The 16,020-nt window shown below is 60.4% G+C and carries 13 protein-coding genes; 11 read left to right on the forward strand and 2 right to left on the reverse strand.

Annotated elements, in window-relative coordinates; all coding sequences use genetic code 11:
* Nucleotides 1–2: 2 nt before the first annotated feature.
* The 3 genes from AAF358_20780 to AAF358_20790 are packed head-to-tail and all read left to right on the forward strand — an operon-like array spanning nucleotide 3 to nucleotide 1,448.
* The gene (locus AAF358_20780; protein ID MEM7707999.1) at nucleotides 3–506 is read left to right on the forward strand and encodes a methylamine dehydrogenase light chain; all 504 of its coding nucleotides are present in this window, start codon (nucleotides 3–5) and stop codon (nucleotides 504–506) included.
* Nucleotides 506–991: a cytochrome c gene (locus AAF358_20785; protein MEM7708000.1), complete on the forward strand. Its 486-nt coding sequence runs from the start codon at nucleotides 506–508 to the stop codon at nucleotides 989–991. The genes AAF358_20780 and AAF358_20785 overlap by 1 nt, the downstream gene beginning before the upstream one ends.
* Nucleotides 975–1,448, forward strand: coding sequence for a hypothetical protein (locus AAF358_20790; GenBank protein ID MEM7708001.1), 474 nt, complete (start codon nucleotides 975–977; stop codon nucleotides 1,446–1,448). Before AAF358_20785 ends, AAF358_20790 begins: the two co-directional genes overlap by 17 nt.
* Before the next feature lie 21 nt (nucleotides 1,449–1,469).
* On the opposite strand, the gene mauD is transcribed toward AAF358_20790, so the two are convergent.
* Nucleotides 1,470–2,075, reverse strand: a complete 606-nt coding sequence (gene mauD / locus AAF358_20795; protein MEM7708002.1) for a methylamine dehydrogenase accessory protein MauD — start codon at nucleotides 2,073–2,075, stop codon at nucleotides 1,470–1,472.
* The gene (locus tag AAF358_20800; protein MEM7708003.1) at nucleotides 2,060–2,614 is read right to left on the reverse strand and encodes a MauE/DoxX family redox-associated membrane protein; all 555 of its coding nucleotides are present in this window, start codon (nucleotides 2,612–2,614) and stop codon (nucleotides 2,060–2,062) included. The genes mauD and AAF358_20800 overlap by 16 nt, the downstream gene beginning before the upstream one ends.
* A 142-nt stretch (nucleotides 2,615–2,756) precedes the next feature.
* On the opposite strand from AAF358_20800, the gene AAF358_20805 reads away from it, so the two are divergent.
* The 8 genes from AAF358_20805 to AAF358_20840 all read left to right on the forward strand — a co-directional run bounded on the left by AAF358_20805 (nucleotide 2,757) and on the right by AAF358_20840 (nucleotide 15,678).
* Complete coding sequence (locus AAF358_20805) at nucleotides 2,757–4,034, forward strand: aspartate aminotransferase family protein (GenBank protein MEM7708004.1); 1,278 nt, start codon at nucleotides 2,757–2,759, stop codon at nucleotides 4,032–4,034.
* On the forward strand, nucleotides 4,035–5,051 hold the full coding sequence (locus AAF358_20810) for a phosphotransferase (GenBank protein MEM7708005.1): 1,017 nt from the start codon (nucleotides 4,035–4,037) through the stop codon (nucleotides 5,049–5,051).
* A 24-nt stretch (nucleotides 5,052–5,075) separates the two neighbouring features.
* A complete protein-coding gene (locus tag AAF358_20815; GenBank protein ID MEM7708006.1) occupies nucleotides 5,076–5,792 on the forward strand; it encodes a DUF2490 domain-containing protein in 717 nt (238 codons plus the stop codon).
* An 83-nt stretch (nucleotides 5,793–5,875) separates the two neighbouring features.
* Nucleotides 5,876–7,075 carry an NAD(P)/FAD-dependent oxidoreductase gene (locus AAF358_20820; GenBank protein ID MEM7708007.1) on the forward strand — a complete coding sequence of 400 codons (1,200 nt, stop codon included), beginning with the start codon at nucleotides 5,876–5,878 and terminating at the stop codon, nucleotides 7,073–7,075.
* The gene (locus AAF358_20825; GenBank protein ID MEM7708008.1) at nucleotides 7,072–7,821 is read left to right on the forward strand and encodes a hypothetical protein; all 750 of its coding nucleotides are present in this window, start codon (nucleotides 7,072–7,074) and stop codon (nucleotides 7,819–7,821) included. Before AAF358_20820 ends, AAF358_20825 begins: the two co-directional genes overlap by 4 nt.
* A 112-nt stretch (nucleotides 7,822–7,933) precedes the next feature.
* The gene (locus AAF358_20830) at nucleotides 7,934–8,545 is read left to right on the forward strand and encodes an ECF-type sigma factor (protein MEM7708009.1); all 612 of its coding nucleotides are present in this window, start codon (nucleotides 7,934–7,936) and stop codon (nucleotides 8,543–8,545) included.
* Nucleotides 8,545–11,274 carry a tetratricopeptide repeat protein gene (locus AAF358_20835; protein ID MEM7708010.1) on the forward strand — a complete coding sequence of 910 codons (2,730 nt, stop codon included), beginning with the start codon at nucleotides 8,545–8,547 and terminating at the stop codon, nucleotides 11,272–11,274. Before AAF358_20830 ends, AAF358_20835 begins: the two co-directional genes overlap by 1 nt.
* Nucleotides 11,275–11,904: 630 nt before the next feature.
* On the forward strand, nucleotides 11,905–15,678 hold the full coding sequence (locus AAF358_20840; GenBank protein MEM7708011.1) for a C13 family peptidase: 3,774 nt from the start codon (nucleotides 11,905–11,907) through the stop codon (nucleotides 15,676–15,678).
* Nucleotides 15,679–16,020 lie beyond the last annotated feature (342 nt).

Genomic DNA, 16,020 nt, shown 5'->3' on the forward strand with positions numbered 1-16,020 from the left:
TGATGAAACAGCTGGACCGCATGACCGAGTCCAAAACCCGTACCGTGGCCCAGAGCACCGGCCGACGTAGCTTTATGGGCCGGCTGGCCATGACGCTAACCGGCGTGTCAGCGCTGCCGCTGCTGCCGGTGACGCGGGCGCAGCAGCAGCCCGGCGAAACGGGTGACCCCAACTCCTGCGATTACTGGCGCTATTGTGCGATCGACGGGTTTCTATGCGGCTGCTGCGGTGGCTCGATGAACACCTGTCCGCCTGGCACCGAAATGTCGCCGATGACTTGGCTGGGCACCTGCCAGAACCCGGCTGACGGCAAGAACTACATCATTTCCTACAACGACTGCTGCGGCAAAACCTCGTGCGGCGCGTGTTTGTGCAACCGCAACGAGGCAGACCGGCCGGTTTACCGTCCGCAGGCGGCCAATGACATCAACTGGTGTATCGGCACCAAACATCTGACGTACAACTGCTCGACGGCTATTGTGGTCGGTACAGCGCTGGAACAATGATGCGGACTGCAGCATTCGCGTTGTCGGTCGCCGCCCTGGCGGCCACCGGCAGCAGCTGGGCCCAGCAGAGTCCAGCGGACGCCTACAACGTTTGCGCCGCCTGTCATCTGCCGACGGGCGCCGGTATTCCCGGCGCCTTTCCGCCGATCCGGGAGCGCGGCCGACAGATTGCCGTGCTGGAGGGAGGGCGCGAGTACCTGATCGGCACCGTGCTCAACGGGCTGATGGGGCAGATCAGCGCCGGCGGCCAGAGCTACTTTGGCGTGATGGCCGGGCAGCGGGGCGCGATGGACCATGAGTCGATTGCGCAAGCGCTGAACTACGTGATGTTTGAGCTGGCCGATGACGACGGTAGCGAAGTAGCTGCGTTCACCGCGGACGAGGTTGCCGGAGTCGCTGAGCAGTGGGGGGCAGCAGGCCCTGACAAGGCGGCCAAGGTCCGTCAGCAGCTCGTTGAGAAACACGCTGATGCCTGGCCCAAGTAACCCGCTACGCCTGGTGATCGCGGCGGCGATGCTGGCGGTCGGCGCGGGTTCCAAGGCTGACGACCATCGGGCCAAGATCAACTACATGCTCTACTGCCAGGGCTGCCACCTGCCGGCCGCCGAGGGATTGGCAGACAAGGTTCCGAAAATGAGCGGCTTTGTCGGGTACTTTACCCACAGCGAAGAAGGTCGCCGATTCCTGATCCAGGTACCCGGCTCAGCCACCGCGCCGGTCAACGACGAGCAGCTCGCTGAGCTGATGAACTGGATCTTGCGCACCTACAGCGCCGACGAGCTGGCCGAGGATTTTGAGCCTTACACGCTAGCCGAGGTTGCGGAGCTGCGACAGTCCCCCGACACGGACCCCGCCGCCCGGCGGCAAAAGATCCTTGATGATCTGAGCAAGACCAATCGGCAGCTGCGCCGATCGCTGGACCAGCCCTCCGCGTCGCCCTGAGCGAGCGTCCCGGCCGGGTTTCTAACCGGCCTGCTGAAAGTATTCCTGGATGGAGGCGATACCCGTTTTTTTCGCCTCAAAGAGGCTTTCGAGGTGCTCGCGTGAATTGACCAGCCCCTTGGCCCGCAGGATGCCCTGCTGGTCGATGAGGACCGCATAAGGCAGCTTATCCACCTGGTAGGTCATACCCAGTTCGGTCGAGAGTACATAGGGAAAGTCGGAGAGCTTTTCGCGCTCGATAAACGCCTGCTGTTTCTCAAGCTCACCGTCGCTGGCCAGCATCACGTCGAGCCAACCGCGCTCCGCCCGCGCACTTGAGCGGATGACCGGAAGAAGCGTTTTACAGACCGGGCAGGATGGCGCAAGAAAAAAGATCAGCTGACTTTTGGCGTCGGCCAGCGAGACTTCTGCGGGTCCCAGGTGATGGACTTCGCCCGCCAGGTCTTTCACCGCCAGCGAGGGAGCGGCGTCACCCACCTTAGGCCCGCCGCCGGTGGACAGCGCACCGGCCGGCGCAATGCGCTCGTGGAGGATGCCAATCTGCCGCGCCAGCGCAATCACCACCATAATCAGGCCAATAACAACCACCCAAAGCAGCACCACCGAGATCATCAACGCGTTTTCCACAGGCGAGCCTCCGTGTTGGTGGTCAGGCGTAGGTGGCTGGCGATCAGCGTGTTGGCCGCACTGTACAGCGCTGCTGCGGCAGCAAGCCCCAGGGTCACGGTCAGCCAGTCGAACCAGCCGAGCGTTCGACCCTGGCCGGGCACCAGGGCCACGGCGATCACCGTGAGCAGCAGGACGTTGCGCAGCAGCAGCCAGCCCGACAGGGTTTGGCTAGCGGCAGGACCAGCGCAGCCACAGTCGATATCCCTGCGACCTCGCAGCAGGTTTAGCGCGATCCCAAAGGTATAGCCCGCCATCAGCAGGCCGGCCAGCATCAGGGCCGCCGCGGCCTGTCCCAGAAGGACCAACCCGACCACCGCCAGCTCCGCGCTGATGACCACCCACGACGCTGCGGGCACCAAGCCGTCGGGCATGATCTGGTAGTCCGCCAGCACCGCGGCGAAGTGCTGCGGGGAGCGAATCTTGTGGCTGACGGAAAAGGCAAATAACAGGGTGACGGCGCTGATCAAAAGCGCCGCGGCGGCAGCATCGATAGTCATTTCCCATTGTAACTGTTCACGGCCTGGGAAGAAGCACGTGGGCACACTTTTATCTGGCTCGCAGCAGCGGCCAGCCATGCACCGCCACAGTCGGCGAGGTACTATGTTTGGCTTGGGAAAAGCCATCGCGTCAGGACCATTCATGTCCATCGAACAACTGCTGGCGAAGCGGGAACGGCTGCTGGGACCAAATAACCCGCTGTTCTATGAAGAGCCGCTTCACCTGGTCAAAGGTGAAGGCGTCTGGGTGACGGATGCCGACGGGCGCCGCTACCTGGATTGTTATAACAACGTGCCCTGCGTCGGCCACTGCCACCCACGCGTTGTGGACGCGATTTGCCGGCAGGCGGCGCAGCTCAATACGCACACCCGCTATCTGCACGAAAACATTTTGAACTACGCAGAAAAGCTGCTGGCGACGTTCGATGACAGCCTTGATCGGATGATGCTCGGCTGCACCGGCAGCGAGGCGAACGACATCGCGCTGCGCATGGCAAGACTCTGGACCGGCGGCGAGGGCATCATCTGCACAAACGCGACCTATCACGGTAACACCGAGCTGGTCATGCGCCTGAGTTCGCTGTTTGGGCCGCCGGACGACCCGACGGGAACCATCGAAATGGTTCCCTGGCCCGACAGCTATCGGACGCTCAACGGCCTCGAGGAAGAAGCCCTGGCTGATGCATACGTCGCTGAAGTCGGCCAGGCGATCGACCGGTTCCGGCAGGCCGGGGTCAAGCTGGCGGGGATGCTCGTTTGCCCGATCTACGCCAACGAGGGGCTGCCCAACATGCCCGAGGGTTACCTTGAGCGAGCGGTGGCTTTGGTGCGGGACGCCGGCGGGGTCTTTATTGCTGATGAGGTCCAGTCGGGGTTTGGGCGAACGGGTAGGCTCTGGGGACACGAAGGGCAGGGGGTCGTCCCGGACATCCTGACGCTGGGCAAGCCGATGGCAAACGGCCACCCGGTTTCAGCGGTGGTCGCTCGCGGTGAACTGATCGACCACTTCCGCAGCAACGTCATGTACTTCAACACCTTCGGCGGCAACCCGGTGTCCTGCGCTGCGGCCATGGCGGTGCTGGAGGTCATCGAAGACGAGGGTTTGGTCGCCAACGCGGAAGTTGTGGGACGTCACGTGCTGGAAGGGTTCAACGCGCTGAAGGACCGCCACGAACTTGTCGGCGACGTGCGCGGCAAAGGCCTGTTTTTCGGCGTGGATCTCGTGCTGGACCGGGAGCGCAAGACGCCGGCGCCGGCCGAGACGTCACGGGTTGTCAACGAAATGCGCCGGCGAGGGGTCATCATGAGCAGCATCGGCGAGCACGGAAACGTGCTGAAAATGCGCCCGCCGCTCCCCTTCTCAACCGCAAACGCTGATCAGTTGATCAGCACGCTGGACGACGTGCTGGGAGATTTCTAAGTGACCGATTTTTTTGAGCTGACGCCTGAGCAGCAGTCACAGCGCCTGGAGGCTGCCGGGCGCGAGGCCCTGGGTCAGTGGGACATCGTTGACGCGCAGCTGAGGCTGATCAAATACCGAGAAAATGCGGTGTTTGAAGTCAACACCTCGACGGGCCGCTACGCGCTTCGCCTGCACCGCTTCGGCTATCACAGCAATGACGAACTGCGGTCTGAGCTCCAGTGGATGCAGGCCCTGAGCGAGGCGGGCATTCGGGTTCCGACGATTATCACCACGAGGTCGGGGCAGGCTTTTGTGCTGCAGGGCGGGGCCGGTTTGCCGGGCGACATTCAGATCGATCTGTTTGAGTGGGTTGAGGGCGAGCAGCTGGGTTCCGTGGAGGAGGGTGTCAGCGACGTCTCTACCGTCGCCAGCAGCTATCGCACGATGGGAGAGCTGGCGGCGCGGGTGCATAATCAGGCCTCCACCTGGCAGCTGCCCGAAGGCTTTGTCAGGCACGCCTGGGATGCTGAGGGTCTGACGGGTGAGCAGCCGTTCTGGGGCCGGTTCTGGGAACTGGAAGCGGCTTCCAGGGAGCAACGTGAGCTGCTCATCGCTGGCCGGGAGCGGGTGTTTGCGGCGCTGTCATCGCTCGACCAATCGCCGGATGTCTACAGCATGATTCACGCCGATTTTGCGCCCGAAAACCTGATGATTGACAGCCATGGCGTTCGGTTGATCGACTTCGACGACGCCGGTTTTGGTTGGCACCTTTTCGAGCTGGCAACCTCGCTGTATTTCATCCTCGACGAGCCCTACGTCGATACGGCTCGCCAAGCGTTGATCGAGGGCTATCGCGCGCATCGTTCGCTCAGCGATGAGCAGCTCGAGCAGCTGCCGCTCTTTCTGACGGCTCGCGGCTTTACCTACCTGGGCTGGGTACACACGCGGCACGAAACGGAGACGGCCCGGGAGCTCACCCCAGCGCTGCTGGAGATGGCTTGCCGGCAGACCGAAACCTACCTCGCATCCGAGTAAGCTTTTTCGAAGCTGCCGCTGCTCTTGAAGGGACTTCCAGCACCATCGCTTCGTCGGTTTCTCCTGATTGTCGCGAGCGTATTTCTGTATCCCGCCTCGGCGCTGGCGCAGCTGGACGAGAGCCAGGTCGGGGCCTGGTATGCGCTGGTCTGGAACACCGGTTTCGACGACAGCCGCTGGGGTCTGCAGGGGGACGTACAGCACCGGAACTTCGACCTGGCCGGCGACCTGCAGCAGGTGCTGCTCCGCGCCGGCCTCACCTACGCGGCGCCGGGGATTCCTGGGACCCTTACGTTGGGCATCGCTTCCGTCAATACGGGCGAGTTTGGCCCGGGCAGTGACAAGACGCGGGAAAACCGGATCTACCAACAATGGTCATTACCGGGGCGCCAGCTCGGCCGCTGGCGGATTGGGCAGCGCTTTCGTTTCGAACAACGCTGGTTTCAGGGCCAGGATCTGCGGACTCGCCTGAGGTATTCCCTGTCGGCCAGCCTGCCGCTGAATAACTCTGAGCTCCGCCCGGGGACTTACTATCTGTCGCTGGCCAACGAGCTGTTCCTCAACGGCGAGCGGGACATCGGCGGCGGCCGTCGGGTCGACTATTATGATCGCTACCGGATCGGCGCCGGCTTGGGCTACAGCGCCACTGACGGCACCCGGCTAGAGCTGGGGTACATGCGCCAGATCACCGACAACGTGAGCAAAGGGCAGCTGATGGTGACGATCCGCCGGCGCTTCTAGTGAGCTGCACAACGCGAATCAGCGGCGCTTCATCTGTTGTAATACGCGCAGAGCGGCCGCGCTGAAACTCTGGCTGGGGAGTGATGACAGACAGCAAACGAGCGAGCACAGTTCTGATTGTCGGCGCAGGTCCGGTGGGGCTGGTGACGGCGCTGCGCCTGCACGGCTTTGGCATCCGCTGCACGGTTTTCGAAGCGGATGACCACCTGCCCCAGGATCTGCGTGCCTCAACGTTTCATCCGCCAACGATGGACATGCTGGATCCCTACGGCATTACGGAACAACTGCTGGCGTCTGGCAGGCCCTGTCCCTCCTGGCAGATCCGAATTCACGAAACGCACGAAAAGGCCGAGTTCGATCTGAAGCTGATTGCGGATCAAACCCGTCATCCCTACCGGCTACAGTGCGAGCAGTCGAAGTTCTGTGCCCTGCTGCTGGAGGCACTCAGCGGTTCACCGTTTGTGGATCTCCGCTTTGGCGCCCGGGTCACCGCCATCGAGCAGGATAGTTCCGGAGTGGAGTTTGAGGTCGAGGAGCGCGATCGCCGCCGGCGCTGGGCCGGCGAATTTGCGGTCGGCGCGGACGGGGCCCGGAGCGTGGTCCGCAAAGCGCTCGGTCTTGAGTTTGACGGGAAGACCTATCCGGAAACGACGATCCTGACCACCACCCAATTCCCGTTTCAGGATCATCTGCCGGGGCTGTCCAACGTCAACTACGTGTGGACGGAAGGCGGTACTTTCAGCCTGCTTCACCTGCCGGATCGCTGGAGGTGCTCGCTGTATCGAGATCCGGATGAATCGGTGGAGGACGCTAGCCAGCCCGATGCGATCGAGCGAAAGCTGCAGCGAATTGTTCCGAGGTCACAACGCTACGAAGTGCTCGATCAGCGGGTCTACCGGCTTCATATGCGAATTGTCGAAGACTACGTCCGCGGGCGTGTTGCATTGGCTGGTGACGCGGCGCATCTGAACAGCCCCTCGGGAGGCATGGGGATGAACGGAGGGGTGCACGATGCTTTTGCCCTCACCGAGGAGCTTCACCGAGTGTTGGCCGGCGCGCCACCGTCGCAGCTGGACCGCTACACGCAGCGGCGACTGCCGACTGCGAAAAGGGAAATCCTCCAGCAGGCGGACCGCAACCGTCGCCGCATGCAGGAGCGTGACCCGGCGAAGCGGCGCGAGATGTTCGAGGAACTCCAGCACATCGCGACCACACCGGAGCTGGCCAGAGAATACCTGCTGCGGGCGTCGATGATCACCGGTCTACAAAAGGAAGCGCATTGAGCGGGGACTACGGAACCGGCGGACGCCTCGGCGTTGGTACGCCCCAGGGTAACCCCACGGTTGAGCCCGAGATGAATATTCTGCTGCCGCGCAACTGTTGCCTGCACACCGTGCGACTAACCAGCCAGGCAGATGAGCCGGCCGATCGGCTGCGCCAATATCTCGAAAAACTCCCCGACTATCTCACCCGCTTTGACGTGCTGTCACTCGATGCATTTGGCTTTGCGTGTACCGCATCTTCGTACCTGCTCGGCGCTGTGCGGGAGCGGGAATTGGTGGATCGCTGCAGTCAGCACTTTCCCGTGGTCACCGCAACCCATGCAATCGGCTGGGCGCTCGAAAAGCTCAATGCCCGACGCATTGCGATCGCCGCACCCTACTCAGCATCAATCCGCGATGCTGCCGCCAAGTACTGGACCGCGGCGGGTTTTGAGGTTCAGCAGCTGGTGCCGATCGAAACGGCTACGGCAGACACCCGGAGCATCTATCAGCTCGACAGCGACGATGCCAGGGCCGTACTCGCAACCCTCAACTTTCAACGGGTGGACGCGGTCCTGCTGACGGGCACCGGCCTGCCGTCCCTGAGGATCCTGGCAGAAGATTGGCCCGTGCCGGTGCTGTCGTCGAATTTGTCGCTGGCCGCCAGGTTGATGTCTGTGGCGGGCCTGCCGGCGGCGCGCGCCATGAAAGGCGTCTTCATTCCCGGCTGGATCGAGCGCCTGCGCGAGGCGCTGGCGGCGCCTTAGGGTCAAATTCTAGCGGGAGGTTACGGCGGACACGACATCGGTCATCACCCGGTGCCCTAACGTCTCTTTGAGGTAACATCCGAGGCAAGGCAGCGAGGAGCGACGCAGCGGTTTGAGCGATAAGCCCAGCACCGGCGGCACCCTGACCGGACGCTTGAACCGCGACTGGCGGGCGGATCTTGCGCCGGAGGTTTACCAGGAGTTACGCATCATTGCTCACGCCCAGCTGCGGTCCCAACGCAGCAGCGCCACGCTCAACACCACGGCGCTGGTTAATGAAGCGTACCTCAAGCTCGGATCGAGACAGCGCCGCTGGAAAAACCGCAAACACTTCTATGCCACGATGGCCAAGGTCATGCGGCAGGTGGTCATCGACCTGGCGCGAAGACACAGCGCGGCGAAACGTGATGGCGGGTTTCGACTCAGCCTCGACGCGCTGGATCGAGGGGAGCTTCGCTGGCAGGAAGTCTCGGAGCTCATTGCGATCGACGCAGCGCTGGAAAAGCTAGGCGAGCTGGATCCCCAGCTGGAGCAAGTGCTCGAACTGCGTTACTTCGCAGGCATGTCCGTCACCGATGTGGCCGAGCTGCTCAATCGATCCGAGCCTTCAATCAAGCGCGACTTTCGGGCCGCCCGCGCCTTCCTCGCCAGCGAGCTGTCCAGCGAAACCGCTAACCCGAATGCGGGGCACGATGCCGGCGCCGGAACGCGCCGTAAGACGTGATGGAATCGGATCAATGGGCACGGGTCCGACGACTGTTCGATCAGCTTTGTGATCTGAGCGGTACCGAGCAGCAGGCGGCCCTTGATGAGCTGACCGACTCAACCGAGGTGCGGCGGCGCGTTGAGAGCATGCTCGCCGCTGAGCACGACAACGCGATCAAAGCGTCGCTGGCGGAGCAGACGCCTTCGCTGGTGGATCACCTCAGCCGAATGAGTTCGCCTGGACGCCGGGTCGGACCCTACACAATCGGTGCGCTGATCGGGCGCGGCGGGATGGGCGAGATCTACGCCGCCGAGCGGTCCGACGGTGCTTACCAGCAGCGAGTGGCGATCAAGTTTGTCGCGCTCAAGTCGCCGGAACAGGCGGTGCGCTTCGAACGGGAGCGCCAGCTGCTCGCGAGCCTGGAGCACCCGAACATCGCCCGACTGCTGGACGGTGGTGTAGATCCGGAGGGGATTCCATTCCTGGTGATGGAGTACATCGACGGTCAGACGATCGATGGCTACTGTGATCAGCAGCGGCTCAACGTTGCCAGGCGCATCGAGCTGTTTCTGCCCGTGATCGCTGCCGTCTCCGCGGCGCATCGGCAGCTGATTGTTCATCGCGATATCAAGCCGCAGAACGTCCTCGTTGACGCGGAAGGTCAGCCCAAGCTGATCGATTTTGGCATCGGCAAGGTGCTGTCGGACGCCGCGGCGAGCCCAACGATTACCCGCCCGGACGACCAGCTGCTGACGCCCGCAAATGCTGCTCCCGAACAGGTCGGCGATGGCGCGATCGGCACCCATACGGACAGTTTTCAGCTGGGGCTGCTGCTGGGTGAACTGGTTTGCGGCGTTCCGGCCCGGGACCTGAAAAGCGCATCCATGGAACAGGTCGTGACGACGCTGCTGCAGTCGGTGCCTTCACCAGCAAGCCGTCTCGCCGCCTCACTCAACGCCCGGGCAATCGCGGACGCTCGGTCCGATGGGCTTGGCTTCCTGCAGCGACAGCTGGCTGGCGACCTGGGGTCGATTCTCAGCAAGGCCTGCGCCATCGAACCGACAGCCCGCTATCGCAATGTCGACGATCTTGGCGATGATCTGCGCCGCTATCTGACCCACCAACCGGTGCAGGCGAGGAAACCTTCTGGCTGGTACCTCTTGAGCCGTTTCGTTCGCCGGCACCGCGCCGCGGTTGCCGCGTCGCTTGCCGCGCTGCTGGCGCTGGGCGCCGCTTTCGCCTATAGCGTCGGCCAGACCCGCGAGGCCGAACGGCAGCGCGGGCTGGCGATCGCTGAGGCGCAGAAGCAGGCGGAGGTTCGCCGCTTCCTGGTCAGCGTGTTTCGCCAGGCAGACCCGAGCATCAGCCGGGGCCGCGACGTCACTGCCCACTCGCTGCTGGCATCCGCCGCAACTCAGGTGGTGGATCGCGTTGACGACCCGCTAACCTCCGCCGCAACATTTCAGGCGATCGGCGGCGCCTATCACGGCCTGGGCTCACAGGAGGAAGCGGAGCTATACCTACAGCAGGCCCTGTCGCTATATCGCGAACTGGGGCAGAGCGAGTCCGAAGACTTTGCGTCAACAGCCTTTCTGCTCGGTGAGGTCTACCAGGCGGCCAGCAGAGCCGAATCTCTCGATCTCCACCGGCTGGCGCTGACAACGCGGCTCAGGCTGTCACCCGAGCCCCGCGCGGCGCTCGCTGAGAGTCTGCTGGCGACCGCCCGCGCGATGCGCCAGACCAACGATCGCGGCGCGATTGTCGAAACCTATGATCAGGCGCTGGAGATCATCGCAAGCTATGCCGGGACCGACAGCGCGGACTATGCGAGGGCGCTCGGGAAGCTGGGCGGCTATTACGGGTCGCTGGGCGCGCTGGAGACGCTCTATCCCATCGCGGTAGAGGCGTACCGCATTGGTGAGCTTAGCATGGAGCCCGATGATCCAGAGCTCGCGGTGCTTGCGCTGCTGCTGGGTACGGTGGCCAGCGACACCGGCCGGTTCGAGGCGGCGCGCGAGAAGCTGCAGCAGGCCTTCGATCGGTTTACGGCAATCTACGGCGATCGCCATCCGCGAACACTGGCGGCGCTCGCGAACCGGTCGGTGCTGTCTTCGCATTTGGGTCAGACGGAAGAAATGCTGGCGCTGGCGACCCAGTATCGGGATCGGTTAAACGAGGTTTTTGGGCCTCGGTCACCCAAGGCGGCCTTTGGCTGGTCGAATCTGGGCTCAAGCTACTTCAGCGCGGGCCGCTTTAACGAGGCCCTGGAGGCCTTTCATCAATCCATTGAAATCCTGACCGATCCGGACAACCCCGGGGAAGACAACGCAGGAAGGGATTATGTGTTCGCCGGCATGGCGCTGGTTGAGCTCGGCGAACCCGATGCCGCGCTGGAGGCCTTCGAGACCGCCCAAACGCGGGCTCTCGGGCTGGTGACCAGCGTATTGGCCAGCCGCTACGCCGCTGAGGCACGCCTGCGGCGAGGCGGGCTCGAGGCTGCGCAGTCGCTCGCTGAGCAGGCGCTGGCGGGCGCCGCCCCGCTGAATCAGGTGCTGCTGACGGCCGGCGCCGAGCTGACCCTGGCCCGGGTGTTGTTGGCTCGTGCTGAGCTCACCGCCGCGGCGCTGGCGCTGAAATCCGCCCGTTCCCGCGTCGCCGATAGCCCGTTTCACAAGGCCAGGGACCTTCTTGTCACAATCGATGAAACGCTGAGCCTGATTGAGGCTGAGCGGGCTGCCCGCGACTGATCGAAACTTCGCGACGAGTAACTAAATGCGCGAGACGGGCCAGAAGCCGGAAAAAAGCGGAGTTGAACCATTAACCGAGAAGCCGGACTTCCATGGCAACCGAATCAAAAACGCTCGAAACCCTTCCCATTAGGTCAATGATGGATTGGAACCACGCTCTGTTTTACGTCGCGAAAACGGAAAGTAAGAAAAACGGAAATATTCGTGGAAGATTTATGGAGGACCACTTTGCTAGGTCGGAGCGACAACCCCTGGCCACGGACAATTTGGTGACAGCCAAATCAAATATGGCGAAACCGTACTTCAACATAACGAAAGCGATTGGCTAGATAACCCTTACACCGAGATGAACGGATTAGTCACTGGCGCGACGGGTCCATGGCTGCTTACGGGTACCCATTGATTAACGAATGCAACGCACTGTAAACCGAACGGCTTGTTCCCTCCTCAGACTGTCTGGCAAATCCCAAAATCCAGCTATTTTCAGTAAATCTGTTTTTCTCACTCACCAAACTCAGCTAGCGATCGCCAGACGAGTGCTAATGTTCTGAGAAGGCTTTGCGGACTTTTCTTACATACCGGGGATTTCGCACATGCTAGATTGAAGTGAGATTTACGGGGGAAAGTCGTATGAAGCTTTGCCTAATATCCATGATCTTGGTATTGGGTCTGAGACTACCTGTGGCACAGTCCGGCGAAATCCAATATCGCTTTGAGCGTTTTTTCCCCGTGCTTCCTCAGCCGTGGTATTTCCTGCAGATCGAGGATATGGCGGTCGCACTGGATGGGAGCATCTACGCCGGAGACCGGAGCGGCGTCGGGATCTACAGGCTATCGCGCAACGGTCAGGTCATTTCGCGCTGGACCGATTTCACGCCACACGCCATCGAGCTTGGACCCAACGGTAATTTGTATGCTGCAGGGAATGCCAGTCCCAGCCCGCGCAGCGTTCGAGTCTACTCACCCGATGGAGAGTTGTTAAATTCCTGGGGCACGCTAGGTTCCGGGCCAGGCCAATTTCGCTCGCCAAGAGGTTTAGCGATTGATCGTCAAAATGGTGTGGTTTATGTCTCTGATGGCAGAGCAAGTTTGCCGCCTCGCGTTCAAACGTTTTCTTTAAATGGCGACTTGCTAAACACCGCCTGGGAGATTTACTCGTCGCCGCCAATCAGCTGTGGATGCGAAGTGCGGGCGCCGCTGGCTTACAGTGCCGAGGGGTTTGTTTTTGTGGGTGAGGATTTTAATGACACGGTAAAGAAATTTACGACCGACGGGACGCTAGTTGCCGAATGGTCTGTGCCCGGCTCAGGACCAGCGAGCTTGGCCCTACTTGGCGATCAACTGTATGTAGCCTCGGGTCTCACAGCCTACCTCTATGACCTGGATGGGGTACCGATGGGCAGCATTCCTTCAAGCGACTTCAACGTATTTGCGATTGCCGAAGACCCTTCAGGTGGTTTCGTTGTTGGAGGCTTTGATTTTGTGGAAACGCGTGATGCTAGCGGTGCGATAGTCAGCAGGTTTACCAGCTCAGGCATCTTCCCTGGCGGTGCCCTAGTACCAGGCAGGATCGATTCACCCGGACAAATCGACATCAACTCAGCTGGCAATCTCCTTGTTCCCGACAATGGCGGCATCCGAATCTTCGATCCGCAAGGCGCCTATCTGGGCGACTTTGGGACAGCTCAGTCTGGGAATGTCGCAGCACATCCAGACGGTTCAGTTTTCACAGTTGACTCCCAACAAATCCGCCGCTTCGACGACTCTGGAAATGAAATTGCGAGTTTCCCGACCGCCACCTCTCAATTCCCGAGGGGGCTCGCTCTCAGTCCTGATGGCACCTCAATCTACGTCGCAGAACGTGTCACCAATGTCTCGGGTCTCGTTCGGCAGTACTCGGATGTTGGAGTAGCGCTTGCCAGTGAGGCGCTGCCGCGCGATCCAATTGGAGTTGCGGTCGGTCCTTCGGGACAGGTCTACGTTCTTACGACTTCCGCCGAGGTTGTTGTTCTTGATGCCTCGCTTAATACGATTCGGCAGTGGGCAGTTGGCAATCCGGTGGCCATTACCGTTGATGACCAAGAGCGGGTCATCACTACGAACTTTTCTACACAGCGTGAGACGATCGAGGTCTGGGACGAGTTCGGAAATCTGCAGTCAGCACTAGGCGGGCGGGGCACGGGTGTCAGCTTGTTCAGCGGCGCGCCTGTTAGCGCCGCAACTTCCGGAGACACGTTGTTTGTTGTTGACGCGGGGTTGAATCGTGTACAAAAATTTGAATTAACCACTGCCATTAACGACACGCGAGCGATTATCGTCGCGGGTGGAGGCCCCTATCCGGGTAACGCACTTTGGCCGGCGACACAGGCTAACGCTAGCTTTGCTTACCGCGCTTTGGCCTATCAAGGATTGAACCGCGAGACCATCGAGTACTTGTCCGCCGACACAGATCTTGACCTAGACCAAAACGGCGTCGCAGATGACGTTGACGCCAACGCCACAAGAGCATCATTGCGGGAAGCCTTGCTGGGCAGCGGGCTCGATGGGATGACCGGGTTTGCGGCAGGGACGCAGAATCTCGTTCTGTACCTCGTCGATCACGGCGGCGACGATGTGTTTCGAATTTCTGGTACGGAAACGGTGAGCGCGGCAGAACTTGCTGGCTGGATTGATACTTGGCAGCAAGCTAACCCGGGTAGTCGGATAACTGTCATCTACGATGCGTGCCAATCTGGTTCGTTCCAGGACGAACTTGCAGCACCATCGCATAACAGAGTAATCATTACGTCTGCGTCTGGTCTTGAAAATGCTTATTTTGTTAGCCAGGGAGCTTTGTCTTTTTCCAACTTTTTCTGGACGCATATTTTTAACGGATTGTCTTTGGGCGATGCGTTCTCGCTGGCGTCAGTTGCGACAACGGGCGTCTTTGCGAGCCAAATTCCGCAGCTGGAGGCTGACGGGGATGGTCAGACTAATTCATCGTCAGACTTGGCCGCTGTAGAGAACTTTTTTTTGATCGGAAACGGTACCGCCAACATTGGTGATGCGCCAAGTATTGGCTCGGTAAGTCCAGACCAGAGTATTCTGGGCACGAACTCAGCAACCCTTCGGGCAAATAATGTGATCGATGAAGACGGCATTGGACGTGTCTGGGCCGTGCTACGTCCTCCGGGTTTTAATCCGGGCTCTCCGGACAACCCGATTCAGGACCTTCCCACAGTGGATCTTCAGTCGAGTGGCGGCGGACACTACGAGGGAACGTTTGATGGTTTCAGTGAGGTGGGAACGTGGCAGGTCGCCATCTGCGCGAGTGATAGTCTCGGATCGACTACGGTGCCTATGGCAACGACCGTGACAGTGGGAAATCCGTTACGGCGCCGCGCAGTTGTCGTGGCGGGTGGCGAACCGGCAAGCTCAGGATTTGAGTCCTACGTCAGTAGCGGTGACCTGGCGTTGCGAGCACTGGTACAGCAGGGCTATGGCCCGGACGGGGATACATGCCCCGATTCTACGTGTGACGACGTGCAATTCCTGGTAAACGCCGGGATAGCAGGCGCAGATGGTATGCCGACACTAGCGAATATCGAATTTGCGATCACGTCTTGGGGGACAAGTGACACCCAAGACCTGACCCTCTACCTAGTTGGCGAGCAAGTCGGTGGCGAACTTGTACTGAGTAATGAAGAGCGCCTTGGCCCCGCCGCGTTCGATAATTTTCTGATGAATATCGACGGGCTTATCTCCGGCACGTTGACAATTATTGTGGAATCGGATGATGCGGTGTCGTTTGTTGAGGACCTTGCACCATTTAGCGGCGACAGGATTGTTATCGCCAGCTCCGGCGTTGGGCGTACCGCAACGATCTTGCAAGACTCTGAGATCAGTTTCTCTAACTTTTTCTGGAACCAGACCTTGAACGGAGCCACTGTTCGTCAGTCGTTCCAACTCGCGAGATCGGGAATTAACTTTGGCGTGACTCCCCAAAGGCCTGCGATTGATGACAATAAGAACGGAGTTTTCAACGAACTGGCAGACGGATTCGTATCTTCGAGATACGCCATCGGGCAAGGCATCTTGTTTGCTGGAGACGCCCCATTGATCGGTTCGATTGATGCCCCGCCCTTTGTCACTAATGAACCCTACGAGCTGACCGTCAGCGAGGTGACAAGCACAGGACTAATCGAAGCGGTTACCGCCGTGATTGAACGGCCAGGATTCGCGCGAGAAACTATCGCTTTAAGTGAGGTTGATGCAGGGATTTGGAGTGGGATCCTGGGGCAGATTGATATCGACTCCCCGACATTTGCGGTTTCTGTGTTCGCAACCGATGCAGATGGGAATACCTCCCTCCCACTCGAAGCTATGGCAATCGGGGATCGCATTTTTGTCAGCGATTTTGAATAAGAAACTTAACGTGCTGTGGATTACGCGAGCTCATTACCGATCGAGTGAAAAATCGAAATTTTCATTTGCGAAAAAACCAACCGAATATCCATGGCTCTTAAGCTTGATCGGAACCGCGCTCTCTTTCGATTCGATCTATCGCTCCAAACCCAGGCGGTCGTTTTTAGAGGAGCGGGGCATGATCCGTTCTGCAGTCACGATTGTCGGCGTCGTTGACTAACGAGCACTTTGTGCGGTGTCCCGAGTCGCGGAATTGGAGACCTTAAAGTAGCTGACGCTACGCAATTCCTCGGTCCTATCGGGTTGGTGAGCCGGTCGAAATGCAACTAGTGGGTTTGCCAA

Source organism: Pseudomonadota bacterium, assembly GCA_039033415.1.
Classification (GTDB): Bacteria; Pseudomonadota; Gammaproteobacteria; order Xanthomonadales; family SZUA-38; genus JANQOZ01.